Here is a 26,165-nt window from a genome sequence, read left to right on the forward strand (position 1 = left end):
TACGTGCAGTTCGACTACACTCAAAGTAGAGTTTTGTATCGGAACTGCGTATGTATCGTCGGGTGATGGAAGTGCTGCTCACCAGCCTTCTGAGTTTTTCAACACTGGCGACGGCTGATACAACGAATGCGCCAGCGGCGCCTTCTCAAACCGTTCCAGTGATCGCCATCAGTGGTGCCATCGGCCCTGCTGTAGGGGATTACGTCATCAAAGAGCTTCAGCGCGCCAATCAGCAAGTGAATGCTCCTGCCGTGATTGTGACGCTCGACACCCCGGGCGGCCTCAGCTCGACCCTTCGTGATATTAACCAACATATTCTCGCCTCCGACATTCCGGTGTTGTGTCTGGTCTATCCGCCGGGCGCACGCGCCGCCAGTGCCGGTACCTACATTCTCTATGCCTGTCATATCGCTGCCATGGCGCCAGCGACCACGCTCGGCGCTGCAACCCCGGTTCAGATTGGCGGCCCGTCACCGGGTGGCGGTGAGCAGCAGGATAAACCGAGCGAACCGACCGCGATGGAGAAAAAGGTACTCAATGATTCGATTGCCTACATTCGCTCGCTGGCACAGCTGCGTGGGCGCAATGTGGAATGGGCTGAAAAAGCGGTGCGCGATGCGGCTACGTTGTCTGCGATTGAAGCGTTGGAGATGAATGTCATCAATGTGATGGCCGAATCTCCGCAGGATTTGCTTAATGCCGTGAACGGGCAAACGCTGGATGTGAATCACCGCGCTGTCAGTCTCAATGTCGACAAGGCACAACTCGAGATTCGCGAACCGGATCTGCGCAATCAGTTTCTTGCCACCATCACCGACCCGAACGTGGCTTATATCCTGATGATGATTGGCGTGTACGGTCTGCTGCTTGAGTTTTACACCCCAAGTTTCGGCATTGCCGGCATCACCGGGGCGATTTCATTGTTGATTGCGCTCTATGCCTTCCAGCTGCTGCCAGTGAACTACGTCGGCATGGGACTCATGCTGCTCGGGATTGCACTGTTTATTGCCGAATCGTTTCTGCCGAGTTTCGGTTTACTGGGCATTGGTGGGATCGTGGCATTTGTACTCGGCTCGGTGTTTTTGATCGACAGCGATTTGCCAGAACTGCAAGTGTCTCTGGGGCTGATTTACAGCATCGCGGCCGTCTCGGCGGCGCTGATCATCTTCGTTTTAAGCCGGGTGATGGAGCTGAGACGAAAACAAGTGGTCAGCGGCCAGGAAGCGATGTTGGGTATGGAGGGCATGGCGCTCGATAGCTTTGAAGGCCAAGGTTTTGTCCATGTCGATGGGGAGCGTTGGGAAGCGTTGAGCGATGTTCCGCTGCGCAAAGGTGACCTGATTCGGGTGATTGCCGTAGACGGATTGACCTTACAAGTGACCAAAAAATAAGGAGGCGGCTATGCCGGGTATTCCAGTAAACACTGAGCTGCTGACACCAATTCTGCTTCTGGTGTTGATCGTGCTGATTGCTGTGCGGCTGTTTCGAATTTTACGCGAGTATGAGCGTGGCGTGATTTTCTTTCTTGGTCGCTTCCAGAAGGTCAAAGGTCCGGGGCTGATTATCGTCATTCCGGTCATTCAACAAATGGTGCGGGTGGATCTGCGCACCGTTGTGATGGATGTGCCGAGTCAGGATGTCATCAGCCGTGACAACGTCTCGGTGCGCGTCAATGCGGTGATTTATTTTCGCGTCGTCGACTCGCAAAAGGCGATCATCAACGTAGAAAACTATCTCCAGGCAACATCGCAGATAGCGCAAACCACCTTGCGATCCGTACTTGGTCAACATGAACTGGATGAAATGCTGGCCAACCGCGAAATGCTCAATGCGGACATTCAGGCGATTCTGGATGCGCGCACGGAAGGGTGGGGCATTAAGGTATCGAATGTAGAAATCAAACACGTTGATTTGAACGAGTCGATGATTCGCGCCATTGCCCGTCAGGCCGAAGCGGAACGGACACGTCGTGCGAAAGTGATTCACGCTTCGGGGGAAATGGAAGCGTCTGAAAAACTGGTGGAAGCGGCGAATCGCCTGGCGGCAGAGCCCAACGCGATATTGCTGCGCTACCTGCAAACGCTGACGGAAATCGCGGGTGAGAAAAGTTCGACCATTCTGTTTCCCATGCCAACGACATTGATGGAAGGCTTGTTTCAGAAACTTAATCAGCCGGACAAAAAAGACCCCGAGTCATAACGAGATTTTCCGCCGTGCAACTTGGCGCAAATCGCCTATCTTTAAGTGTGGTGATTTGCGCTTTTTCAATGAGATAGCGCAAGTCACCGCATCCCCATAATGCTATTCATAACCAAGGAAGTTTGCATGAGTTTACAGCCGTTTCATTTGGCCATTCCGGTTTACGATGTTTCGCTTGCACGTCAGTTTTACAATCAGGTGTTTGGTCTGGAAGAGGGGCGCTCGGCTGAGAGTTGGGTCGATTTCAATTTCTTCGGTCATCAGTTAGTGATTCACTACCACCCGAAAACGGCCGATCAGGAGCGGGCAGTGACCAACCCCGTCGATGGCCATGATGTGCCAGTGCCGCACTTTGGTGTGGTTTTGGCGTGGAACGATTGGGAAGCGCTGGCAGAGCGGTTGAAATCGCATCAGGTCGAGTTCGTGATTGAGCCATATATTCGCTTTCAGGGGCAGGTTGGCGAGCAGGCCACGATGTTTTTCTTCGACCCGTGCGGCAACGCGTTGGAATTCAAAGCGTTCAAAGATATGAGCCAGCTGTTTGCTAAATAGTTTTGCTCGCAACAAACCAAAAGCCGTGTGTTCACACGGCTTTTGACGTTGAATGCTGACTCCCCTGACACGGGGTGTGCCAGAAGCGTTTAGCGCAATTCCGCCAGCAGTTCGTAAGAACGCAGCTTCTCCTGATGATCATAAATCATCGCGTTGACCATGATCTCATCAGCGCCTGTGCGTTCAACCAGCTCTTCAATGCGGCGACGCACCGTGTCCGGACTGCCGTGAATCGATTCCCTCAGTTGACTTTCCACCTGACGCTGTTCGTGGGGCAGCCACAGTGGATCCATGCTCATCACTGGTGGCGGCAGCTTGTCGCGCCCACCACGAATCATCTTGAGAAACTTCTGTTTTTCCGTCGTACCCAGATACTGCGCCTGACGGTCGGTTTCCGCCACAATGATGTTCACCCCAATCATGGCGTAAGGTTTATCGAGTTGCTCCGACGGGCGGAAGTGTTCGCGATAAATCTCCAGCGCACGCAGCATCGCATCCGGTGCAAAGTGAGCCGCAAAAGCAAAAGGCAGTCCCTTAATACCGGCAAGGCGCGCGCTGTAAGTGCTTGACCCCAATAGCCACAAAGGCACCTTGGCATTGTTTCCCGGGAACGAACGGACCGGCTGGTTATCAGAAATCGGCCCCATAAAAAACTGCAGCTCTTCCAGCAGTTCATCAAAATCAGGATCCATTCGCTCAGGATCGCGGCGCAGTGCATGCATCGTCGGGTAATCGGTGCCCGGTGCACGGCCAAGTCCCAAATCAATCCGGCCCGGATACAAGGCGTCCAGCGTGCCGAATTGTTCAGAAATAATCAGCGGCGCATGGTTGGGCAGCATAATGCCGCCGGAACCCAGGCGAATGGTGTCGGTTTGCGCGCCAATGTGGCTGAGCAGCACAGCAGTCGCGGCGCTGGCGATGTCTGGCATGTTGTGGTGTTCGGCCATCCAGAAACGTTGATAGCCAAGCTTTTCGGCGTGTTGAGCCAACGAAACGGACTGTTTAAATGTCTGATGGAAATCAGAACCTTCTGAAACCGGAGCCAAATCCAGAATCGAAAACGGAGGTAAAGGCATGACGACTCATTCTTGTTATCAGTAATGGTGAGACTATGCCTGTTTCTTTAACTAAGATAAACTGCCTTCAAATCGATTCTATGTTGAATTCAGTTCTACAATTATGCGTAAAGACGATCATTTCAGCGGCATCACAGCGTTTGTCTGCACCGCTCAGCACAAAACGTTCACTGCCGCTGCCGAGCGGCTCAACCTGACTAAATCCGCGGTGGCGAAAAGCGTGTCGCGCTTGGAAGAGCGCCTTGGCGTCAAGCTGCTGCATCGTTCCACGCGCCAACTGACACTGACGCCGGAAGGGGAAGCGTACCTCAAAAGTTGCCTCGATATTCTGGGTCAGCTTGAGTGCGCTGAAGCGCTGTTGCAAGCCAAAGTCGACAAGCCATCGGGCAAGCTGCGGATTGATCTTCCTGCGGCATTCGGGCGCAAAAAGGTGCTGCCTTTGCTATTGACCATGAGCGCGCAGTATCCGGAACTGTCGCTGGCGGTGACGTTCAACGAGCGCTTTGTTGATATCGTCGAAGAAGGGCTGGATGTGGTGGTGCGCATTGGTGACCTGCAGGAAAGCAGCGGGCTGGTTGCGCGTCATCTGACGGTACAAAAAATGGTGATGTGTGCTGCGCCGGATTATGTGGCGCGCCGCGGCGTGCCATCCAGTTTTGATGATCTGAAAAATCATGACTGCGTGGTGAGTTTAAAGCAGAATCAGCCGCTCTCGTGGGTGGTGAAAAACTGCGACGGCGAAACTGTGCGTTTTAAGCCGCCAGCGACCCATGAATTCAGTGACGGCGACGCGATACGTGAAGCCGTGATCGCGGGTTGCGGAATTTCGCAGTTGCCGCTGTGGCTGATTCGTGACGATTTGCAAGCGGGCCGATTGCAGGAGGTCTTGCCGGGCCATTGTGCAGGTTCATCGCCGATTCACGCCGTATGGCCGAAGAACCGCCATTTATTGCCTAAAGTCCGCTTTGTGATTGATGAGTTGGTAGCGTTCGCGCAGCAAGGCCAATTCGATTAATTCGTCAGACGTTCGTGATGAAAAATGAATAAATTTATCGATGGTTCAACGCATTATTTTTAATGATTGATGGTATCGATGAGTCTATTTATTAAACTGATTTGACCCAAGTGACGCGAGGATTAATATGGATGAATCAAGTCTGTATTGATTCGGCTGACGGAAATAACTTTCCGTTGGTGAATCTATTATTGGGAGTCGTTCATGAATCATCATTTGAAAGAGAAACCGCGTTCAACGGCGATGGACCTGCTGTGGATGGGCGCCATCTGGACGGGCAGTGTGCTGACGCTGGGCGTTGTCGCCATGGGCTTTCGTGCCCTGATGTCTGCTGCTGGGATGAGTAGCCACTGAATCGTTGGCAAACGAGATCTTAATGTTTCAATTGTGCGAGAAGAAATAAGGCGAATGACGATGACGTTGTTCGCTTTTTTATTATCGGTCGTCAGGGTAAAAAAAAGAGATAAATCATTCCGTCGGAAAAGGAATGATTTATCTCAGGTCGTTGCGAAGAGGAACAACGTAAAAATACCCTTGTGACTCAAGGTGACTGGGGTATCAATTATCGAGAAAGTGAAAATAATCGTGGAGCACGTAGTCTTCGCAGTAGAAATTAACGGTGCAGATCGACAATATTGTTGCTGACCGGGGCCGGGCTGTATAAGCGCGGTGCGCTGCCTTTTGGCAGGTGAATCAGGTTCAGATGATGGCGACGTGCCCACTGCACAGTCAGCGCCGTTGGCGCCGACAAAGTCACTAAGGTGGCAATTTTGGCGCGCACCGCTTTGTGAATCAGTTCCAGGCTGCAGCGACTGGTCATCACCACAAAGCCGTGTTGTGGATTCACTTTGTCATTGACCATCGCACCAATCAATTTATCCAATGCGTTGTGGCGGCCAATATCTTCGCGGCATAGTGTAATGTCGCCTCGTTCGTTGGCATACAAAGCCGCGTGCAACGCGCCACTATGACGGGCCAGAACCTGTGCTTGTTGAATACGATCGCGCAATCCGTTGAACAGAACCGGGTTCGGCGGTGCAACAGGAGACAGCGGCGTTAATGATGGCAGCGCTTGATCCAGCGCTTCCACACCACAAATGCCACAACCGCTGGTGCCGGCCAGTTGGCGACGCTGGGTTTTCAGCGACCAGAAGGCGCGATTGGCGATGTCGACGGCGGCATGATGAGACTCCGCCCCCATGCTCAATTGCACGTCGTGGATTTCGCTGGCAGCCTCGACGATGCCGCTGCTGATGCTGAATCCTTTGACGAAATCTTCAAGATTGCCGGGCGTCACCATCATGACAGCGTGGCTGATGCCGTTGTAGCTGATCGACAACGCCGTTTCACTGGCCAGCGCATTGACGCCTTGGGTGTGTTCGGCATTCATTTCAACATAGCCATATTGATCAGGGGCGGGCGGCGCGAAATTCGCTTCAGCCAGTTCGGTCAGTTGAGTCACAGTGCACGTCATGGTGATCTCCCGGTTTAATCCGACACGTTGTGGTCGGCAGCAAAAATTTTCTGTGCTTTGGCAAAGCAACGCTCAGCCAACGCGGAGCGCGGTTCGGTTTTGCGCATCAGTAAGCCGATGCGTGAATGCACTTCGGCCTGTGCAATCGGAATCATGCGCAGGTGCTCGTTCATGGTCTCCATACCGCTGTTCAGTGGCATGATGGCGCAGCACAACCCGGCATGGACCGCTTGCAGTAATTGAAAGGTGGAATCACTCTCCACCTGAATATGTGGCTCAATCCCCTTGCTGCTAAAGCTCATGTCAATCGACTGGCGGTAATGCATCCCTTTGGTCAGCAAACCCAGCGGAATATGGCCGAGGCTTTCCCAATCCATTTGCGTGTCAGCAAATCCGAAATGACGGGTATCGTGCAGCAGCCCCATGCTGGTAGCCGCCAGTTCAATCACTTCAAAATGGGTGGTATCGACCTGATCGAGATAGCACAAGCCCAAATCCAACTGATTGCGGTTGAGGCCGTCAATCACCTGTTCAGACGTCACCGAGCACAACTGATACCGCAGTTCAGGGTAGCGTTTTGACAGCGGTTCGAGCAGCGCCATTGGGTTTAGGCTCGCCAGCGGCACCATGCCAAAACGAAGGCTGCCCACCAACTGGCCGCGGCAATTGGCTGCTTCTGCCTGTAATCCATCGTGGGCAGCGAGCACGCTGCGCGCCCAGGCCAGAATGCGGTCGCCCGCCTCAGTAAACCCTTCAAAACGCTGACCGCGGTTAATCAGGGTCAGTTGCAGCTCATCTTCCAGATTGCGAATGCGCATCGACAAGGTGGGCTGCGTGATGTGACACATTGCAGCGGCTTGCCCAAAGTGTTGGGTTTCGTCGAGCGCAATGAGATATTTCAATTGCTTAATGTCCATAATGCTTCCTTAAGCGGCCAGTGTTTTTTACTTGGGCGGCACGTTGTCGTGCTCGTATTGTTATTTGGCCACTTGTGTTGAGACTGACAGACTGAGTGTGCTCAGTACTTATTATCTTATACCCGCCTGACTTGAAGTGGCAGCGGTGTCCGCTGCGCCAAAGCCGTTGGGGTGGTCATACGTTGCGACTAGTTGAGCACATAATCAACCGGTTGCAAAATCGGTGGCAGCTCCGCCACGTTGAGCGCGTCCAAAACGTCACGTTCAATAATTCTGACCAGCGCATCCATTGGCAGATCGTTTTCATCACGACCAAAGGGATCTTCCAGTTCGTCCCCAATCGCATCTAAACCAAAAAAGGTGTAGCTGACGATGGTGGTAAAAATCGGCGCAATCCAGCCCAGCGGTTCTGCCATCGCAAACGGCAACAACAAACAGAAAATGTAGTTGGTACGGTGAAAGAGCAAGGTGTACGGAAAGGGCAGTGGCGTGCTTTTAATGCGTTCACATGTCGCTTGTGCCTCCGACAGGCGTTGCAACCGCTCTTCCAGCATCACATAGCGCCACTCACTGATGCTGCCTGCTTTGGCGAGCTTGGAATAGCCGCGACTGATATGGCGCAAAATTCCGTCGCTGACGTTGTGTCCGTATGCCTCTGCCCCTTGACTGAGCCAGTCTTTCGCAGCCTGATACTCGTCTTCGTTGCGCAGCCGAGCCGCCAACGCGTGGGTAAAACCGCACAGCTCTTTTAACAGCGACGTACGCAACGCTTCATCGTCAATCACTTCACTGGCGCGAGTAAATGAGCGCACTTCGGTAATCACGTGTCCCCACGCCTGACGACCTTCCCACCAACGTGAGTAGCAGGCATTGTTACGAAAACTCATAAAGATGGACAGCGAAATACCCAACAAAGTAAACGGAGTGGCATTCATATGGGTAAAAAATGTCGGCAACATCCCTTCCACTAACACAATTAATGACGCCAGAGCGGTGATCATAAAACTGCGTTTAGCAATACGTTTTGCAATGGAACCTTTTAATGAAAATAAAATATTCGTTAAATTAGGTTTAGGATGAACGATCATGATTTTTCCATGAGTAATAGTTTTAACGTTACTTTAAGTAGAATATTATTGTTGAAGTGTTTAATGGCGATAATATTCTATTTTAATCCTATTGATGATGACGGTTTAATGGCATCTGACATGCTTTTTAAAAGCACTATTTCTCGACAGGTCTGATTCAGCACATTGACAAAAACGGACTCGGTTGTGATTAAAATCTGCATGTTTCTTGATCTGAATCAAGAATAAGATCGAAAACACCCCGGGTCAAATCAGTTGTTTTTATCGCGTGATAGAGCGTTTCTATCACGCGCAACCCATGGTCGGTTCAGTGCTTGAAGTAAAAATAAGTGCCGAATTTAGAGTGAGTTACTCGAACAAATGCATCGGTGTGCTTATTAGAAATGTATGCGTCTGGAGCGTGAGTCGAGATTAAAAATAACGTCTGCCTTCATTTAAGAATGAATCAATAAATTACTTTTTGTGTGGTTATCTCTGCTTTATCTGAGTGATAGATTTCGTCGATGATTAATTCAATAAGTTCAATTGGACGGTCGTAAAAATACGATTTACGCTCTAGGAAAATAAAAGTCACGACCAAAAAATATCGTTGGTTGTGTTTAATTACAACTCAATGAACCTTATTTATCTCGTGCATATTTGTGCATAAATATAAGCACAAATGGTCGAAATAATATTTGCCATCGCTCACCGGTAAATAACGCATCGTTCATTGAAATTCCTAGAGAGGAGTGTCGTCATGAACCAAAAGGAACACATTAAAGAGTATCCCGGACCTGCAGCAGGCTGGGGCGCGCTCAAAGCGGTCACCAAAAGCTGGTTAGGCAGTGAGAATGCGTTTCGTAACCTGAGAGCGATGTTGAAAACCAACCAGAACGGCGGCTTCGACTGTCCGGGATGTGCGTGGGGCGAATCGCCTGAAAACGGGATGGTGAATTTCTGCGAAAACGGCGCAAAAGCCGTCAACTGGGAATCCACCAGCCGTCTTGTGGATCCGGATTTCTTTGCCAAATACAGCGTTTCGGAACTGGCGAAACAAACCGATTACTGGCTGGAATATCAGGGCCGCCTGAGTCATCCGATGCGTTATGATTCTGAAACCGATCACTACGTCGAAATCTCCTGGGACGATGCGTTTGCGATGGTCGGACGCCACCTCAACGCGCTGGCGTCACCGGACGAAGCGGAATTTTACACCTCTGGTCGTGCCAGCAATGAGGCGGCGTACATTTATCAACTGTTTGTGCGAGCGTTTGGCACCAATAACTTCCCTGACTGTTCAAACATGTGCCACGAAGCCAGTGGGATTGGCATGTCCGACACCATCGGGGTCGGCAAAGGGACGGTGGTATTTAAAGATTTGGAATTGGCGGATGCGATTTTTGTCATCGGCCAGAACCCAGGGACCAACCACCCGCGTATGCTTGAACCTTTGCGTGAAGCAGTCAAACGCGGCGCACAAGTGATCTGTCTGAACCCGCTCAAAGAACGCGGTTTGGAACGCTTCCAACACCCACAACACCCGATTGAAATGTTGAGCAACGGCTCGGAGCCGACCAGCAGTGCTTATTTCCGCCCCGCTTTGGGTGGTGATATGGCCGTGTTCCGCGGTATGGCGAAGTTTCTGCTGCAATGGGAGCGCGAAGCGCAAGCATTGGGTGAAGCGCCGGTTTTCGACCACGATTTTATTCGAGAGCACACAACAGGCGTGGATGCTTACTTAAACGTTGTCGATCGCACCTCGTGGAAACACATCACTCAGCAATCGGGTTTGGGACTTGATGAAATCGAAGTGCTGGCGCGCATGTATCGCCGTGCTGAACGCGTGGTGATGTGCTGGGCGATGGGGCTGACTCAGCACCGCCACTCCGTGCCGACTATTCAGGAAGTGGTGAATTTGCAACTGCTGCGCGGGAACGTCGGCAAACCGGGTGCTGGGCTGTCGCCGGTGCGTGGTCACAGTAACGTGCAGGGTGACCGCACGATGGGGATTGATGAACAGCCGCCGGAGTTTCTGTTGGATGCGCTGGAAAAACGTTTCCAATTCAAAGTGCCTCGCGAACATGGTCATAACGCTGTGCTTGCCATTAAGGCGATGGAAGAGAAGCGCGCCAAAGTGTTTATCGGCCTTGGTGGTAACTTTGCGCAAGCGACGCCGGATACACCACGTACTCATGATGCGCTGCGCAATTGTGAGCTGACCGTGCACATCGCCACCAAACTGAACCGTTCACATCTGGTGACTGGTCGCGATGCGTTGATCCTGCCATGCCTTGGCCGTACTGAAATCGATATTCAGGCCAACGGCCCGCAGGGCGTAACGGTTGAAGATACCTTCAGCATGGTGCACCTCTCCTATGGTCAGCTCAAAGCGCGCTCGCCATCTCTGCGTTCTGAGCCTGCGATTCTGGCGGGGATTGCCAAAGCGGCACTGGGTAATTTCCCGATCGACTGGGACTGGGCGATTGCTGATTACAGTCACATTCGTGATTTGATTGCTGACACCATTCCCGGGTTTGAAAACTTTAACCAGCGTTTGCAGCATCCGGGCGGTTTCTACCTGGGCAATACGGCGGCCCGTCGTGAGTGGAATACCGCCAGCGGGAAAGCGCAGTTTGCTGCGCCAGCACTGCCGGATCAATTGGTGAACGAAAACGTGATTCAACGCGGCGATGCGCCGGATCTGATCCTGCAAACCCTGCGTTCTCACGATCAGTACAACACCACGTTGTATGGGCTGGATGACCGTTATCGCGGCGTGTTTGGCATGCGCGATGTGGTGTTCGTCAACGCAGAGGACATTCGTCGTCTGGGCTATGGACCGGGCGATAAAGTGGACTTGGTGACCTTGTGGGACGACGGGTTGGAGCGCCGTGTTAGCGGTTTTGAACTGGTGGCGTATGACATGCCAACCGGGCAGGCCGCGGCGTATTACCCGGAAACCAATCCGCTGGTACCGCTCGACAGCTATGGCGATCGCACCTTTACGCCGACCTCCAAGTTTGTGGCCATCAAACTGGAAAAAGCCAAACCAAGCAGCGTGATTCCAACCACTGCACTGTAATTCGGTTTACTTCTGTTTATCTCATTGGCCCTGCCTTGTGTTGTGCGGCAGGGCCAGCGACCTCTGAAAGATTAAGGATTCTGGTATGTTTCATTTAGAGGCTCTCGACCTGGCGCGCATTCAGTTTGCGTTCACGGTGTCGTTTCACATTATTTTTCCGGCGATCACCATTGGGCTGGCCAGTTTTCTCGCGGTGCTGGAATGGCGCTGGATGAAAACCGGCAATCCGGTGTACAAAAACCTCTATCACTTCTGGTGCAAAATTTTCGCCGTTAACTTTGGCATGGGCGTGGTGTCCGGCTTGGTGATGTCGTACGAATTTGGCACCAACTGGGCACGCTTTTCTGATTTCGCCGGCAGTGTCACCGGCCCGCTTCTGACCTACGAAGTGCTGACGGCCTTTTTCCTCGAAGCCGGATTTTTGGGTGTCATGCTGTTTGGCTGGCACAAAGTCAGCCGCCGCATGCACTTCTTTGCCACGGTGATGGTGGCGATCGGGACGTTGATTTCAACGTTCTGGATCCTGTCGTCCAACAGTTGGATGCAGACTCCGCAAGGCATTGAAATTGTGGATGGCCGCGTGGTGCCTGTCGACTGGTTTAAAATCGTGTTCAACCCGTCATTCCCTTACCGACTGGCGCACATGGCATTGGCTGCCTTCCTGTCGACGGCATTCTTTGTTGCCGCTTCAGCGGCCTGGCATTTACTGCGCGGTCGCAAGAATGCTGAAGTGAAAAAAATGTTCTCCATGGCTATGTGGATGATTCTGCTGGTGGCACCACTGCAAGCGGTGGTGGGCGATGCACACGGTTTAAATACGCTTGAGCATCAACCCGCGAAAATTGCGGCGATTGAAGGGCACTGGGAAAACAAACCGGGCGAAGCGACGCCGTTGATCCTGTTCGGGATTCCGGATATGGACGCGGAGAAAACCCGCTTCAGCCTTGAAGTGCCGTATCTGGGCAGCTTAATTCTGACCCACAGTCTGGAGAAACAGATCCCGGCGCTGAAAAGCTTTGCGAAAGAAGACCGACCCAATTCAACCATCGTGTTCTGGAGTTTCCGCGTGATGGCTGGCCTTGGCATGTTGATGATTCTGTCTGCCCTGACTGCGTTGTGGCTGCGTCGCAAAGGCAAACTTTACGACACCAAACTGTTCCATCGCTTTGTCCTGCTGATGGGGCCATCGGGACTGATTGCGCTGCTGGCGGGCTGGTTCACGACGGAGATCGGCCGTCAGCCATGGGTGGTGTACGGCATGATGCGCACCCGCGATGCGGCGTCGAACCATGATGTATTGCAGATGAGTATCACGCTGGCGCTGTTTGTCATCATTTACTTCTCGGTGTTTACCGTCGGGATCACTTACATGATGCGTCTGGTGGGCAAAGGCCCGACAGCGGTTGAGCAAGAACGCGTGAGCGATGACCCGCTCAGTCTGGCGAAATAAAGGAGCACAACATGACCATTCAAGGTATCGATTTATCCGTGATTTGGGCCGTGATCATCGCGTTTGGCTTGCTGCTGTACGTGATTCTCGATGGCTTTGACTTAGGCTTAGGCATTCTTTTTCCGTTCATCTCCGACCCGAAAGAGCGTGATGTGATGATGAACACGGTCGCGCCAGTGTGGGATGGCAACGAAACCTGGCTGGTGTTTGGCGGTGCGACGTTGTACGCCGCATTCCCGCTGGCGTATTCCGTCATTCTGGAAGCGCTGTATCTGCCGCTGGTGCTGGTATTAGCGGGGCTGATTTTCCGTGGCGTCGCATTTGAGTTTCGCTTTAAAGCGTCAGCCAAATCTCGTCACTGGTGGGATAAAGCGTTCATCGGTGGCTCGATCATGGCGGCGTTTTTCCAAGGCGTCGCGCTGGGCACTTACGTCGCGGGCATTCCGGTGGTGAACCGTCAGTTTGCCGGGGGTGATTTTGACTGGTTGGCGCCGTTTCCACTGCTGTGTGGGTTGGGTTTGACTCTGACCTACGCGCTGCTGGGCAGTACCTGGTTGCTGATGAAAACCGACGGCATGCTGGAGAGCAAAATGCGCCACTACAGTCGCCCGCTGACTTACGCGTTGATCGTGATGATTGCGATGGTGGCGGTGTGGACCGCGTGGTTAAACCCGCACCTGGCTGACTTGTGGCTGAGCGGTCATCACTGGGTCTTTACGGCGTCAGTGGAAGTGTTGGCGGTGATTGCCGTGGCGCTGATTCTGCGTAATCTGCGCAAACGCCACTCTTACAAACCGTTTGTTGCCACGCTGTTTTTGATTGCACTCGGCTATGTGAGCCTGATGATCAGCATCTGGCCGACCATCATTCCGCCATCGGTTGACTTCTGGCAGGCGGCGTCACCGCTTTCCAGCCAACTGTTTGCGTTGATAGGCGTGCTGTTTATCCTGCCCGCGATTCTGGCGTACACCGCTTGGGGTTACTACGTCTTTCGCGGCAAAGTGCAGGTGGGCGAGGCGTATCACTAACACCATCCCGCCAATAAAAAGGGCTTCAGATGACTGAAGCCCTTTTGGCGTGAGTGCGGAGAATGCTCTTCTGGCTTGAAGAGCTGGATTGATGGATTAGCGCGTCAGAGCAACGGCTTCGCGGGTCAGGCGCGCCAGTTCTTCCCATTCCCCGTTTTCGATCAGCGACTTTTCGACCATCCAGGTACCGCCGCAAGCAATGACGCGCGGGATCGCCAGATAGTCATTCACGTTGGACGGTTTGATGCCGCCGGTTGGCATCAGCTCCAGATCGGTATAAGGCGCAAGCAGAGATTTCACCATGCTGATGCCGCCAGAAGGCTCGGCCGGGAAAAACTTCATGGTGGTCAGGCCCATTTCCAGCGCTGCTTCAACGGCACTTGGGTTGTTGACGCCGGGGATGATCTCAATGCCCAGCTCCTGACAGGCGCGCACGGTATTCGGGTTAAAGCCGGGCGAAACGATGAACGTGGCGCCGGCTTCTTTGGCGGCAATCACTTGCGCGCGGTTAAGCACTGTTCCCGCGCCAATTAACATCTCCGGTTGAGATTCACGCAGCAAACGAATCGCTTCTTCGGCTGCATCGGAGCGAAACGTAATTTCAGCCACCGGCAGGCCGTTTTCGACCAGCACTTTACCCAGAGGAATAATGTCCTCCGCGTTGTCGATAGCAATCACAGGAATAATTTTAAGAGCTTTAATTTGTTGTTTAATGTCAGACATGGTTGTTCCTTATTGGGCCAGCAAAGCGGCCTGAGTATGTACTTTGTCGATAATCGCGCCGCGATGCTGAATGACAACGCCAGCAAGTTGGTTACCACGCTGGCACGCGTCAACCAGTGAGTGACCCGCCAAATAAGCGGAGAGAAAGCCGCCATTGAACGAATCGCCAGCGGAGGTGGTGTCAACCACGTTGGCTACGGGCGTTGTCGCGACACTGTGAGTGACTGAGCTGCGCTCCTGAACCGAACACCCTTGCGCTCCGTTTTTGACCACACAGCGGTTTACGCCGAGCTGGGTCAGGCGACTGAGCGTTTGTGAAGGCGTGACATCACCCCATAACAGTTGTTCGTCATCAAAGGTGACCAGCGCGAGATCGGTGATCTGATACATGGCTTCGTAGATGAATCTGACGGTCGCGTGTTGGTCGTTTGGCCACAGAGCCGGGCGAAAATTGCTGTCGAAGGCGATTTCCACCCCTTGCTGACGCAGCTGTGCCAGCAGATGCAGCAGTTCAATCCGATCCTTTTCTGGCAATATGGCGAGGGTGATGCCGCTTAAAAACACCATGTCCACCTTCGACAAAGCGCACTTGATCGCCGCGAAATCGGCATGTTGCATCAGATAGCGCGCGGCAGATTGATTGCGCCAGTATAAAAAGGTGCGCTCTCCCTGCTCATCGAGTTGGATTAAGTACAACCCCGGTGTTCGTTGTTCATCCCGCAGAACCCACTGCGTCTCGATACCTTCATGCTGCCAGCGCTGGATCATGCCCTGACTGAGCGGGTCGCTGCCCAAAGCGGTAACGTAGGAGACGCGAATATCCTGAGTTGCCCCGTTGGCTTCGCGGCCGCGGCAGAGGTAAATCGCGGCGTTGAGGGTATCGCCGCCGAATGTTTGCTGCATAGGGCCGAACGGTTTCCCGTTCAGCTCAATCATGCATTCGCCGATGATGGCGATGTGTTTCATCGCTCAGCCCCTCACTTCGAAATAACGCTGGGCGTTGCCGAAACAGATGTTTTCGACCATCGGGCCGAGTAGCGACAAATCGTTAGGCACTTCGCCATTTTCTGCCCATCGGCCAAGGATGTCGCACAGAATGCGACGAAAGTATTCGTGGCGCGTGTAGGAAAGAAAACTGCGTGAGTCGGTCAGCATGCCAACAAACTGGCTAAGCAGGCCAAGCTGAGACAGTTGCTCAATCTGGCGCTGCATGCCGTCTTTCTGATCGTTAAACCACCATCCCGAACCAAACTGCACCTTGCCCGCAATGCCGCCACCCTGGAAGTTGCCGATCATAGTCGCCATCATTTCGTTATCTCTGGGGTTGAGGCAGTACAAAATGGTGCGTGGCAACTGGTTCGATTTATCCATCTCATCCAACAGGTGCGCCAGTTCAAACGCAAACGGACGGTCACCGATGGAATCAAACCCTGCGTCGGCGCCAAGCAGCGCAAACATGCGGCTGTTGTTGTTGCGCTGGGCTCCAATGTGCATCTGCATCACCCAACCTAGCTGAGCATAACGCTGGCCAAGCCAGACTTGCACCGCGGTTGAAAACTGGGCGCATTCCAATTCGCTGGGTGTCTGACCGCTGAGGCGGCGCGCGAGCAGGGCATCCAGTTCCTGTTCCGTCGGAATAGGAGCAAAACGCACAATCTCAATCCCATGGTCGGCAGCGCGGCAGCCGTGCGCGTCGAAGTGCGCCAGACGTTTATCGAGTGCGCTGAGCAAATCGCCAAAGCGGATAATCTCAATATCCGCTGATTGCCCCAGTTTTTGCAGGTAATCGGCAAAGCCATCGAGTTCAATCTTAAACGCTCGATCCGGGCGCCAGCTTGGCAACACGGCGATGTTGAAACTGTCGTCCTGCGCAATGGCGTGGTGATGTTCAAGGGTGTCGGTAGGATCGTCGGTCGTACCTGCCATCACGACATTCATCTGTTGCATGATGCCGCGAGCCGAGAACTCAGGAGTGGCCAACAGTTCGTTGCACTGGTGCCAAATGGTTTCGGCGGTCTGCGGACTGAGCAGCGTACCAGTAATGCCAAAGGGGCGACGAAGTTCCAGATGAGTCCAGTGATACAGCGGGTTACCCAGCGTTTGCGGTACGGTCTTTGCCCAGGCAAGATACTTGTCATAGTCGCTGGCATCACCCGTGATCAAGGATTCTGACACACCGGCAGAGCGCATACCGCGCCACTTGTAGTGATCGCCAGCCAGCCAGATTTGCGTCAGGTTTTCGAAGCGGCGATCGCTTGCGACTTCCGCCGGATTGAGATGACAGTGATAGTCATAGATCGGCTGCTTGCTGGCGTGCTCGTGGTAGAGGCGACGAGCCGTTTCCGTGGAAAGTAAAAAATCTTCGCACATAAAGGTTTTCATCGTATCTCTCCTTATAGCGCCGCGACTGTCGCGCGGGCACCGTTATCCAATAGTGACTGATAGGCGCGGCTCACCGCGTCAATAACCTGCGGGTTCTGTCCCAGCTCGCGCGGAAAGATGGCTTCGATGCCGAGTAATGCTGGCACCACGGAGACATGAAAACCATGCTGATCACAAATGCGGCGCAGTTGTTCTGCCATCGGATCACGCACATCAATCTCGCTGCCCGCTTCATCAATCCCTGAAACGTAGCGCATCCAGCCCGCGATCGCGGTGGCAATCCAAGAGAAATCGGTGCCATTGGCTAAATGGTATTTCAGGCTGCCGCCCATGCGTTGCGGTATCTTCTGGCTGCCGTCCATGGCGATTTGCCACGTACGGTGTTTCAGGCTCGGATTGGTAAAACGTTCAATCAGCAGCGTGGCGTAGGCTTGCAGGTCTGTGCCTGCTGGCATGGTGAGAGACGGCGCCTGCGCTTTCATCATCATGTTGAATGCCGCTTTGCGATAGCCAGCATCAGTCATGGTGTCAGAGATGTGGTCGTAGCCACCAAGATAGCCCAGATACGCAAGGAATGAATGGCTGCCATTGAGCATTCTCAGTTTCATCTCTTCGTAGGGCACAACGTCTGCGACAAACTCTGCGCCAGCGACATTCCACTCAGGGCGACCTGCGACAAAATTGTCTTCGATCACCCACTGACGAAACGGCTCACAGGCAATCGCGCATGGGTCGTCACAGCCGAGTAAGGAGGCAATGTCGCTCAGTGTTTCTGGCGTTGCGGCAGGCACGATACGATCCACCATCGTGCAGGGAAACGTCACGTGCGTTTCAATCCAGTCACGCAACTCAGCATCAAGAGACTGCGCAAATTCAAGGATAGCCGCTTTGGCTACATGGCCATTTTCCTGCACGTTGTCGCAAGACATGACCGTAAACGGTGGCAGACCTCGTTCGCGGCGTAATTTCAGCGCCTGCACGATATAACCCAGCGCCGATTTGGGGTGTTGTGGAGTCAGCAAATCCTGTTGAACCAGCGGATTGTTCTTATCCAGCTTGCCTGTTGCCGGATCCGTGCAATAGCCTTTTTCCGTGATGGTCATTGAAACAATCGCGACCTGAGGTTCGGCCATTTTTTCCAGAATGGCTTGGATGCCATTTTTAGCCGGGTGCATCGCCTCGGTAACCGAACCAATCACTTTAACTTCGGTACTTTCTGCGCCTTTTTCGGCAACAGAATAGAGATGATCCTGTTTACACAGCGACTGGATCAGCGACTCTCCGCCAAATAGGTTCACTTCGCAAATGCCCCAATCGCTGTCGGTTTTCGCCAACATCTCATGGGTGAATAGTCCTTGGTGGGCGCGGTGAAAGGCGCCAAAACCTAAATGCACGATTCGGGTCACCAGACGGCTTCGGTCATACTCTGGCAGCGAGATGCCAGAGTTGAGCGGTGTATTTGCAATATTCTTCATCTTGTCAGGCTCTCAGATGGAAAAACGATAAGAGTGGCCGGCCAGTTCACCGTTGATAACCAGTTGCCGTGTTTCTGTTTGTGGCAGTCGAATCTCGATATTTGAGTAATCGGGTTTGAAGTCACCACGTTGAGTCAGCGATACATGAATGTTCTTTGCATCGCTGGTCACTGACAGCGCGAGTTCCAGATACTGACCATCCTGATAGGCATAGCTTTCACCGTCGTCATCGAAAATGGTCTGAGTAAAGCTGTGCGCGCCCTGGGCAGGGAAGAGCAAAATAGTACGCTGGTGATCGTCCTGAGTGTTCTGCACACCGACGTCGCGATTGAGTGGCAACGCGCATCCGGCTTTGACCAACAGAGGAAGGGTCTCCAGTTCAGCCGGCAACGTGATGGTTTGACCCGCGCTAAACCATTGATGAGTGTAAAAGTCATACCAGCCAGCGGTGTTATCCGGCAGATAGACCTCGCGCTCGCGCTGACCCGGTTCAACGACAGAGGCCACTAACAGGGATTGGCCCAGCATAAAGTCGTCATTTTCTGACCAGGTATTGGCGTCGTGTTCATGATCAAGAAACGTCGGACGCAGCATCGGCTGGTGATGGCGGTGTGCCTGCCAAAGCGCATCGTACAGATAAGGCATCAACTGGTAGCGTAAGGCCATCGACTTGCGAATAATCGGCGTCACTTCCGGATACATCCATGGTTCGTTGACGGTGCCGTCATCATTCCACGAATGAATCGTAAAGCGTGGGTGCATCACGCCATTCTGAACCCAGCGCACGAACAGTTCAGGATCCGGCTTGTCGCCAGAGAATCCACCGACGTCATGACCCAGGTTATAAAGACCGGACAGACTCATGCCCAGACCCATTTTTATGTTGTATTTGAGGCTGGTCCAGTTGGTACGGTTATCGCCACTCCAGGTTTGTACGTATCGGTTCATGCCCGGACAGCCGGAGCGGGAAATCAGATACGGGCGCAGGTGTGGCGCGAATTCACGTTGCGCATGGTACGAGGCTTTCATCATCAGCAGCGGCTGCAGTGGTCTGATCAAACCCACCGGAATCGGATTGCCGAAGCCGAAACAGCGCGCGTCTTGATCCCAGATCTCATATTCGTTGTTGTCGTTCCAGGTTGCATCGATGCCCTTTTCAAGCAGCTGCGTGGTGACATTATGCTTCCACCAATCAACGGTTTTCGGATTGGTGAAATCGAGGTGCGAGCCGTCTGCATCCCAGAACACCGAGATTTCAGGAGTGTCGCTTTCGGAATCCTGAATAAACAGACCTTGCTGTTTGACGTCCTGATACATCGGATGGTCGTGAAGTAAACACGGTTTGATGTTAGCCGCCAGTTTCATGCCGTGCTGGTGGAAATGCGCTGACATGCCTTGCGGGTTTGGTACTTTGTCGCTGTTCCAGTTAAACACGTAGCGCTTGTCACCGATGGAGGTATAGCCGGACGACAGTTGGAAAGAGTCGCAGGGAATCTGATGCTCCTGACATTGATCGACAAAACTCTCCAGCAATTCCTGAGAATTGGGTTCATCGGTATAGCGCATGGTTGAACCACTGTAACCCAGGCTCCATTTCGGACCGAAGAGGGTGCCGCCAGTTAACTTGGTGAATGCGCGGGTCACTTCAAGAACGCTCGGACCAAGAATGAAATAGAAATCAAGATCGCCATCTTCAGCGCGATAGCTGCGGTATTTGATGTGATAGTTGTCGAGCTCATTACCCAAATCGAACCAGCAACTGGCCAGGTTATCGTAAAACAGACCATAGCTGACGTTTTTTGGCGTGCGTGTGATGTAGAACGGAATGTGTTTATAGAGCGGGTCGGTTGAGCTGGCGTTGTAGCCCATCGCATCCAGGTTACGCATTTCAAAACGGCGCCCTTCGCGGTTCAGGTTGCCTGTTTTTTCACCCAGACCAAAGTAATACTCGTCATCACCGCGATGCATGAAGTGCGCGACGCCCTGTGAGCCGGTTGCTAACTGAATCGCCCCCGTTTTACGATCGTGAGCCAGCGGCTGCCAATCGCCCTCAGAGAAATGGCTCCAGTGCAGTTGCAACGGTTGAGTGATGGTCAGTTTGAGACGATCGGTGGCAATTTCGATCTCATCATCTGAACGTGTAAGTTGATAGTCAGGCAGTGAATAGCCTTGTGTGGAGGTTCTTTCTCGGCCGTTCCATGCGATATCGTCGGCTGAAGGCGAAACAGTCCAGGTTCTATCAAGGCGTAACTGCTGATTTTTCTTTACCAGCACACGAAAGATGTCTTTTTCGAGGATGAAGATGTGCAGCGTGTGTTTCGAATCGCATCGAAGAATCACTTCGTTATCTTGAGCTGAATCCCATTCCCAATGTTTGAGCGTTTTCATTATTTAGTCCTTAAATTGGAGCGCACAAGCTGTGCGCCCCGAGAATGCAAGCGAGATTAATAACCAAGGAAGGCGTGAGGCAGCGCCAGGCTGATCTCCGGAACGTAAGTGACGAGCATCAGCGCCAGCACCAACACTGCGTAGAAAGGCAGCAGAGGTTTAATGACTTTATCGATTTTCACCTTGCCGACAGAGCAGCCGATGAACAGGGCGCTTCCCACTGGCGGCGTACAGATACCGATACACAGGTTGAAGGTCATCATGATGCCGAAGTGAACCGGATCCATCCCTAAATCCATCGCGATAGGCAAAAAGATAGGGGTAAAGATCAGCAGGGCTGGTGTCATATCCATAAAGACGCCCACAATGAGCAGAATCAGGTTGATGATCAGAATGACGACCATGGGATTTTCGGACACGTTCATCAACGCATCGCTGATCATGTAAGGAATATCGGCATTCGCCATGGCCCAGGACATGCCCATTGAGGCACCGATCAGCAGCAGAACAATCGACGTGGTAACCACCGATTCCAGAATGATGGAAGGCAGTTGCTTGAGGGTCACTTCACGATAGAACACCACCGCGAGAAGCAGGGTATAGATGACCGCAATGGCAGACGCTTCTGTTGCGGTAAAAATACCACCGATAATACCGCCCATGATGATGATAATCAGGCCAAGGCTTGGCAGCGCATCCAATGTTTTTTGCAGAACGATTTGACGGCTTGGCTTTTCGGAAACCGGGTAGTTACGTTTTTTGGCAATCAGCGCCGCGACAATCATGAGTCCCAAACCCATGATCAAACCCGGGATGTAACCGGCCAGAAACAGCGCACCAATTGACGTGCCGCCAGAAATCAGTGAATAGACAATAAAAGTATTGCTGGGCGGGATAAGTAAACCTGTCGGGCAAGAGGTAATGTTGACCGCCGCGGAATACGCCGGATCGTACCCTTCTTTCTTTTGCAGCGGAGACATGGTGCCGCCGACTGCGGCTGCAGAGGCGACTGCTGACCCTGAAATTGCGCCGAACATCATATTCGCCAGCACGTTAACGTGAGCCAGTGATCCCGGTAATTGGCCGCCAATCACTTTCGCAAATTCGATCAATCGCAGCGCGATGCCACCCTGATTCATGATATTGCCCGCGAGGATGAAAAACGGAATTGCCAGCAGCGAGAAGCTATCAAGGCCAGATGCGAGTTTTTGAGAAATCACGGCAATGGCTGCGTCAAACGGTAACGACAGCATCACGGTCAACAACGAAGAAATCGCGATACCAAATGAAATCGGCACCCCTAATCCCAGGAAAACAAAGAAGGTACCAAACAGAACGATAATAATTTGCCAATCCATGAGTAAAATTCCTATTTAAATTGGTTAGCCACAGAATCCACTTTGCGCTGCTTTCCACACTTCAGTGTTCTCAGGTTGGTCAAAAAATCGGCTGACAAGTAGATCAGCATGAACACGCCACTTAAAGGAATGGCGGAGTAAACGTACCCCATTTGCAGATTCAGAGCAGGAGAGACCTGACCACTGGCGAGGATTTGCAGCATCAGTTTCCCACCGCCGTAAATCATGATCACGCTGGCAAAAATGACGCTTACGATGTTGATGACGAGGCGAAGAACACTAAGCTTTGTAGGCTTGTTCTCTAACATTTGTTCAAGTAATTCAATCGCTAAGTGGCGTTTCTGCCCCAGGGTATAGGCAGCGCCCATCAGGCCGACCCATATAAAAAGGAAGCGGGCAAGTTCATCGGTGGTGGTGCTTGGTGCATTGAGCACGTACCGAGAAAAAACTTGCCAGACGACGCAGGCAACGAGAAAGCTGGATAACACGATGCAGAACGTCGACAGCCCCCGATTAATGATGCCTATTAACTTGTCCATAATGACTCCTGGTAAACCAATTTTTGTTATAGGTGTGTAGGGATAGGTTGTTTTCCTTAAAATCGGTTGAGATTAGAGCATGTGAAGACAAAATGGCCTGTGATCAAACTCTCATTAATATTTGGTCTGAACAGTTGGGTGTGGTTTTTATGATATTGGTCAACCAATTTGAAGTTTTTGGTTGAAATTGGTTTGCTTTGGCAGATAAGTTAATAGGGAATTACTGCAGATGAGATAGGAATACATGCAGTACTCATCCAGTGATCTGAAAGATAACGCATGAAAACAACATAATTCTAAATGGAGAACATTATGCGGTTTAGTAAAAAAACACTGTCTGCCGCTATGGCATGTGTGGCTGCTGCTTCAATTTCTTTTTCTGTCTCTGCTACCACTATTCTAAAACTGAGTCATAACCAGGATCGCAACCACCCGGTGCACAAGTCGATGCAATACATGGCCGACAAAGTCAAAGAGTACACCCACGGAGAGGTGAAAATTCGCATCTACCCGAATGGACAGCTGGGCACGCAACGCGAATCAATGGAACTGTTGCAAAATGGTGCTCTGGATATTGCTAAATCCAACGCCAGCGAGCTTGAGTCGTTTGAACCGGCTTACGGCGCGTTCAACATTCCTTATATCTTCCATGACCGCGACCACTTTTACCGCGCCTTAACCGGTAAAGTGGGTGATGAAATTCTCGATGCATCAAAGGGTAAAGGTTTTGTTGGCTTAACGTATTACGACGGTGGTGCGCGCAGTTTCTACGCTCAAAAGCCGATTAAGTCGCCGGCGGATCTTAAAGGGATGAAAATCCGGGTTCAGCCGAGCCCGACTGCGGTCAACATGATTAAGTTAATGGGTGGCGCACCGACACCTTTGGCTTACGGTGAACTGTATACCGCGCTGCAACAAGGTGTGGTGGACGGAGCGGAGAACAATGAAACCGCGTTGACGAACTCACGTCATGGCGAGGTGGCGAAATATTTCAGTATGGATGAACACACCATGATTCCTGATGTATTAGTCATCAGCGAAAAATCGTGGGACAAACTCACTCCTGATCAACAAACGGCAGTGCGTAAAGCGGCAAAAGAATCGATGCTGTATCACAAAGATTTGTGGACCAAGATGATTGCTGAAGCGCAGGAGCAAGCAAAATCCGCCATGGGCGTTGCATTTGTACCTGTCGAGAAGCAACCGTTTATCGATGCCGTAAAACCGATGCACGATGAAGCGCTGAACAATGAAGCGATTGCGCATTACGTGAAGGAATTTGATGCATTGGCATCAAATTAGTTAGCCAAATCAAAGGTTGACCTTAGATTGGTTGACCAATTATTTAGGGTTCGATTATAGTTGCACCTGTACAAAACAATACCGGTAGTGAATTAAGTGAGATCATATGGGTATTCAGACAAACTTGAGTGTTAGTGTTGGCATGATTAATCCAAAACGTCTTTATCAGGAAATTGGCCTCGGGCTGCAGAAACGTATCGCATCTGGTGAATTTGGTCTCGGGGATAGATTACCTCCCGAGCGTGAAATCGCCGAAGAGTTGGATGTGAGTCGCTCTGTCGTTCGCGAAGCCATTATCATGCTGGAACTTCAAGGGTTTGTTGAAGTACGGAAAGGGTCGGGAGTTTACGTCATTAAACTTCCGAGCTCTTTAAACGAAGATCAGGATCCTGAGTTAAATCGCAATAGCGATGTTGGTCCGTTTGAACTGTTACAAGCTCGTCAGGTTTTAGAAAGTCAGATCGCTAGTTTCTCTGCTTCTAATGTCACTAAAAATGATATTTCTCGTCTTCGTTCTTATTTGGACCAAGAGAGAATTAATCTCGAGAGTGATAAAGAAGATTACGAATGCGATCGTATGTTCCACTTAACGATCGCTGAAGCCTCTCAAAATAGCGTTCTGAGTGACATTCTCCAAGACCTATGGAATCGACGAGAAGAGAGTCCAATGTGGCAACAACTGCATTCACGCATTACCAGCAACACCTACCGTTACCAATGGTTAGAGGATCACGAAAAAATCCTCTTGGCGTTGCAAAAGCGTGACCCGGAAGGGGCAAGAAAAGCGATGTGGCAGCACATCGAAAATGTTAAGCAGACGTTGTTCAAATTATCCGATGTGGATGACCCTTCTTTTGATGGCTATCTGTTTCGCTAATTCTTTGGATATATCGCTGTAGCAGTCATACGACGTTGCTCAACAATATATAACTAGGAAACTATTATGGAACAAACTTGGCGTTGGTATGGCCCAAGCGATCCTGTGTCTTTGGATGATATTAAACAGGCAGGCGCGACGGGAATTGTAACCGCTTTGCATCATATTCCGAACGGGGAAGTGTGGAGCAAAGAGGAAATCCTCAAGCGTAAAGCTATTCTTGAAGCGAAAGGTTTCAACTGGTCGGTGGTAGAAAGTGTTCCTGTACACGAAGAAATTAAGACTCGCACAGGCCAATTCGCGCGTTGGATTGAAAACTACAAGCAATCGCTGATCAATCTGGCAGAGTGCGGCATCGATACGGTGTGCTACAACTTCATGCCAGTGTTGGACTGGACGCGTACTGATCTGGAATACCAGTTGGCAGATGGCTCGAAAGCGCTGCGTTTTGACCAGATTGAGTTTGCTGCATTTGAACTGTTTATCCTCAAGCGTCCGGGCGCCGAAGCCGAATACACTGAGCAGGAACAGCTGCAAGCGAAAGCCTGTTATGAAAGCATGTCTTCGGCACAAATCGAAAAACTCACCTCAAACATTATTGCGGGCCTACCTGGCGCGGAAGAAGGTTACACGCTGGAAGAGTTTCAGGCTCGTCTGGATACTTATCAGGGTATCGATAAAGACAAATTGCGCGAGCATATGGTGCTGTTCCTGCAAGAGTTGATGCCAACCTGCGAGCAGTATGGCCTGAAGCTGGCGGTACATCCGGATGATCCACCGCGTCCGATTCTGGGCTTGCCGCGTATTGTCTCGACGATTGAAGATATTGAAGCACTGACAACGGCAGTACCAAGCATGATGAACGGTATTACCATGTGTACCGGTTCTTATGGTGTGCGTGGCGATAACGATCTGGTGCGCATGATTGAAACGTATGGCGATCGCATTTACTTCACGCATTTACGTTCGACCTTGCGTGAAGAAGGCAACCCGATGAGTTTCCATGAAGCGGCGCACTTAGACGGTGATGTCGACATGTATAACGTCATCAATGCGTTGCTGAAAGAAGAGCACCGCCGCGAACAACAAGGCAACGTACGCCGCATTCCAATGCGTCCTGATCATGGGCATCAGATGATTGACGATCTGAAAAAGCAAACCAATCCGGGCTACTCGTGCATTGGACGCTTAAAAGGACTGGCGGAGATCCGCGGGGTCGAATTGGCGCTCAAACGTGCCTTTTACACCAATTAAATGT

General features: G+C 51.8%; 22 protein-coding genes. 11 read left to right on the forward strand and 11 right to left on the reverse strand.

What is annotated here, in order from left to right; genetic code table 11:
- Positions 1 to 50 precede the first annotated feature (50 nt).
- The 3 genes from JIG40_RS09460 to JIG40_RS09470 all read left to right on the forward strand — a co-directional run bounded on the left by JIG40_RS09460 (position 51) and on the right by JIG40_RS09470 (position 2,751).
- Positions 51 to 1,391 (forward strand): nodulation protein NfeD, encoded by a 1,341-nt coding sequence (locus tag JIG40_RS09460; RefSeq protein ID WP_100267682.1) that lies wholly within the window; start codon positions 51 to 53, stop codon positions 1,389 to 1,391.
- Between the two features lie 10 nt (positions 1,392 to 1,401).
- Positions 1,402 to 2,199, forward strand: coding sequence for a slipin family protein (locus tag JIG40_RS09465; RefSeq protein WP_020329167.1), 798 nt, complete (start codon positions 1,402 to 1,404; stop codon positions 2,197 to 2,199).
- 126 nt (positions 2,200 to 2,325) lie between these two features.
- On the forward strand, positions 2,326 to 2,751 hold the full coding sequence (locus JIG40_RS09470) for a VOC family protein (protein ID WP_020329168.1): 426 nt from the start codon (positions 2,326 to 2,328) through the stop codon (positions 2,749 to 2,751).
- A gap of 89 nt (positions 2,752 to 2,840) precedes the next feature.
- On the opposite strand, the gene JIG40_RS09475 is transcribed toward JIG40_RS09470, so the two are convergent.
- Positions 2,841 to 3,827 (reverse strand): LLM class flavin-dependent oxidoreductase, encoded by a 987-nt coding sequence (locus tag JIG40_RS09475; protein ID WP_024375381.1) that lies wholly within the window; start codon positions 3,825 to 3,827, stop codon positions 2,841 to 2,843.
- A gap of 103 nt (positions 3,828 to 3,930) precedes the next feature.
- On the opposite strand from JIG40_RS09475, the gene JIG40_RS09480 reads away from it, so the two are divergent.
- A complete protein-coding gene (locus JIG40_RS09480; RefSeq protein ID WP_158152236.1) occupies positions 3,931 to 4,842 on the forward strand; it encodes a LysR family transcriptional regulator in 912 nt (303 codons plus the stop codon).
- Positions 4,843 to 5,046: 204 nt separating this feature from the next.
- Positions 5,047 to 5,196, forward strand: coding sequence for a DUF2474 domain-containing protein (locus JIG40_RS09485; protein ID WP_004726923.1), 150 nt, complete (start codon positions 5,047 to 5,049; stop codon positions 5,194 to 5,196).
- Positions 5,197 to 5,455: 259 nt separating this feature from the next.
- On the opposite strand, the gene fdhD is transcribed toward JIG40_RS09485, so the two are convergent.
- The 3 genes from fdhD to JIG40_RS09500 all read right to left on the reverse strand — a co-directional run bounded on the left by fdhD (position 5,456) and on the right by JIG40_RS09500 (position 8,321).
- The gene (gene fdhD, locus JIG40_RS09490) at positions 5,456 to 6,316 is read right to left on the reverse strand and encodes a formate dehydrogenase accessory sulfurtransferase FdhD (RefSeq protein WP_047460510.1); all 861 of its coding nucleotides are present in this window, start codon (positions 6,314 to 6,316) and stop codon (positions 5,456 to 5,458) included.
- Positions 6,317 to 6,330: 14 nt separating this feature from the next.
- Positions 6,331 to 7,233 (reverse strand): LysR family transcriptional regulator, encoded by a 903-nt coding sequence (locus JIG40_RS09495; protein ID WP_044363684.1) that lies wholly within the window; start codon positions 7,231 to 7,233, stop codon positions 6,331 to 6,333.
- Between the two features lie 188 nt (positions 7,234 to 7,421).
- Positions 7,422 to 8,321, reverse strand: a complete 900-nt coding sequence (locus JIG40_RS09500) for a bestrophin family protein (protein WP_199465233.1) — start codon at positions 8,319 to 8,321, stop codon at positions 7,422 to 7,424.
- 739 nt (positions 8,322 to 9,060) lie between these two features.
- Between JIG40_RS09500 and JIG40_RS09505 the strand changes: the two genes are divergently transcribed.
- The 3 genes from JIG40_RS09505 (at position 9,061) to cydB (ending at position 13,863) form a co-directional block, all read left to right on the forward strand.
- Positions 9,061 to 11,385 carry an FdhF/YdeP family oxidoreductase gene (locus JIG40_RS09505; protein WP_199465234.1) on the forward strand — a complete coding sequence of 775 codons (2,325 nt, stop codon included), beginning with the start codon at positions 9,061 to 9,063 and terminating at the stop codon, positions 11,383 to 11,385.
- Positions 11,386 to 11,470: 85 nt separating this feature from the next.
- Positions 11,471 to 12,835, forward strand: a complete 1,365-nt coding sequence (locus JIG40_RS09510; protein WP_199465235.1) for a cytochrome ubiquinol oxidase subunit I — start codon at positions 11,471 to 11,473, stop codon at positions 12,833 to 12,835.
- Between the two features lie 11 nt (positions 12,836 to 12,846).
- Positions 12,847 to 13,863: a cytochrome d ubiquinol oxidase subunit II gene (gene cydB, locus JIG40_RS09515; protein WP_199465236.1), complete on the forward strand. Its 1,017-nt coding sequence runs from the start codon at positions 12,847 to 12,849 to the stop codon at positions 13,861 to 13,863.
- A gap of 96 nt (positions 13,864 to 13,959) precedes the next feature.
- On the opposite strand, the gene JIG40_RS09520 is transcribed toward cydB, so the two are convergent.
- Genes JIG40_RS09520 through JIG40_RS09550 form a run of 7 tightly spaced genes read right to left on the reverse strand, consistent with a single transcriptional unit; the run spans position 13,960 to position 22,728 of the window.
- The gene (locus tag JIG40_RS09520; protein WP_020329179.1) at positions 13,960 to 14,586 is read right to left on the reverse strand and encodes a bifunctional 4-hydroxy-2-oxoglutarate aldolase/2-dehydro-3-deoxy-phosphogluconate aldolase; all 627 of its coding nucleotides are present in this window, start codon (positions 14,584 to 14,586) and stop codon (positions 13,960 to 13,962) included.
- A gap of 9 nt (positions 14,587 to 14,595) precedes the next feature.
- The gene (locus tag JIG40_RS09525; RefSeq protein WP_199465237.1) at positions 14,596 to 15,552 is read right to left on the reverse strand and encodes a sugar kinase; all 957 of its coding nucleotides are present in this window, start codon (positions 15,550 to 15,552) and stop codon (positions 14,596 to 14,598) included.
- Between the two features lie 3 nt (positions 15,553 to 15,555).
- Positions 15,556 to 16,968 carry a glucuronate isomerase gene (uxaC, locus tag JIG40_RS09530; RefSeq protein WP_143682486.1) on the reverse strand — a complete coding sequence of 471 codons (1,413 nt, stop codon included), beginning with the start codon at positions 16,966 to 16,968 and terminating at the stop codon, positions 15,556 to 15,558.
- 11 nt (positions 16,969 to 16,979) lie between these two features.
- Positions 16,980 to 18,443 (reverse strand): fructuronate reductase, encoded by a 1,464-nt coding sequence (locus JIG40_RS09535; RefSeq protein WP_199465238.1) that lies wholly within the window; start codon positions 18,441 to 18,443, stop codon positions 16,980 to 16,982.
- A gap of 12 nt (positions 18,444 to 18,455) precedes the next feature.
- Positions 18,456 to 20,831, reverse strand: a complete 2,376-nt coding sequence (locus tag JIG40_RS09540; RefSeq protein WP_024374296.1) for a glycoside hydrolase family 31 protein — start codon at positions 20,829 to 20,831, stop codon at positions 18,456 to 18,458.
- A 56-nt stretch (positions 20,832 to 20,887) separates the two neighbouring features.
- Positions 20,888 to 22,189: a TRAP transporter large permease gene (locus tag JIG40_RS09545; protein WP_020329184.1), complete on the reverse strand. Its 1,302-nt coding sequence runs from the start codon at positions 22,187 to 22,189 to the stop codon at positions 20,888 to 20,890.
- A gap of 11 nt (positions 22,190 to 22,200) precedes the next feature.
- On the reverse strand, positions 22,201 to 22,728 hold the full coding sequence (locus JIG40_RS09550; protein ID WP_206769358.1) for a TRAP transporter small permease: 528 nt from the start codon (positions 22,726 to 22,728) through the stop codon (positions 22,201 to 22,203).
- Positions 22,729 to 23,073: 345 nt separating this feature from the next.
- Between JIG40_RS09550 and JIG40_RS09555 the strand changes: the two genes are divergently transcribed.
- The 3 genes from JIG40_RS09555 to uxuA all read left to right on the forward strand — a co-directional run bounded on the left by JIG40_RS09555 (position 23,074) and on the right by uxuA (position 26,161).
- The gene (locus JIG40_RS09555; RefSeq protein ID WP_244662659.1) at positions 23,074 to 24,030 is read left to right on the forward strand and encodes a TRAP transporter substrate-binding protein; all 957 of its coding nucleotides are present in this window, start codon (positions 23,074 to 23,076) and stop codon (positions 24,028 to 24,030) included.
- A gap of 106 nt (positions 24,031 to 24,136) precedes the next feature.
- Positions 24,137 to 24,907 (forward strand): FCD domain-containing protein, encoded by a 771-nt coding sequence (locus JIG40_RS09560; protein ID WP_020329187.1) that lies wholly within the window; start codon positions 24,137 to 24,139, stop codon positions 24,905 to 24,907.
- A 66-nt stretch (positions 24,908 to 24,973) separates the two neighbouring features.
- The gene (gene uxuA / locus JIG40_RS09565; RefSeq protein WP_158152226.1) at positions 24,974 to 26,161 is read left to right on the forward strand and encodes a mannonate dehydratase; all 1,188 of its coding nucleotides are present in this window, start codon (positions 24,974 to 24,976) and stop codon (positions 26,159 to 26,161) included.
- Positions 26,162 to 26,165 lie beyond the last annotated feature (4 nt).

It is taken from the genome of Vibrio sp. bablab_jr001 (genome assembly GCF_016464285.1).
In the GTDB taxonomy this organism is placed as follows: domain Bacteria; phylum Pseudomonadota; class Gammaproteobacteria; order Enterobacterales; family Vibrionaceae; genus Vibrio; species Vibrio fluvialis.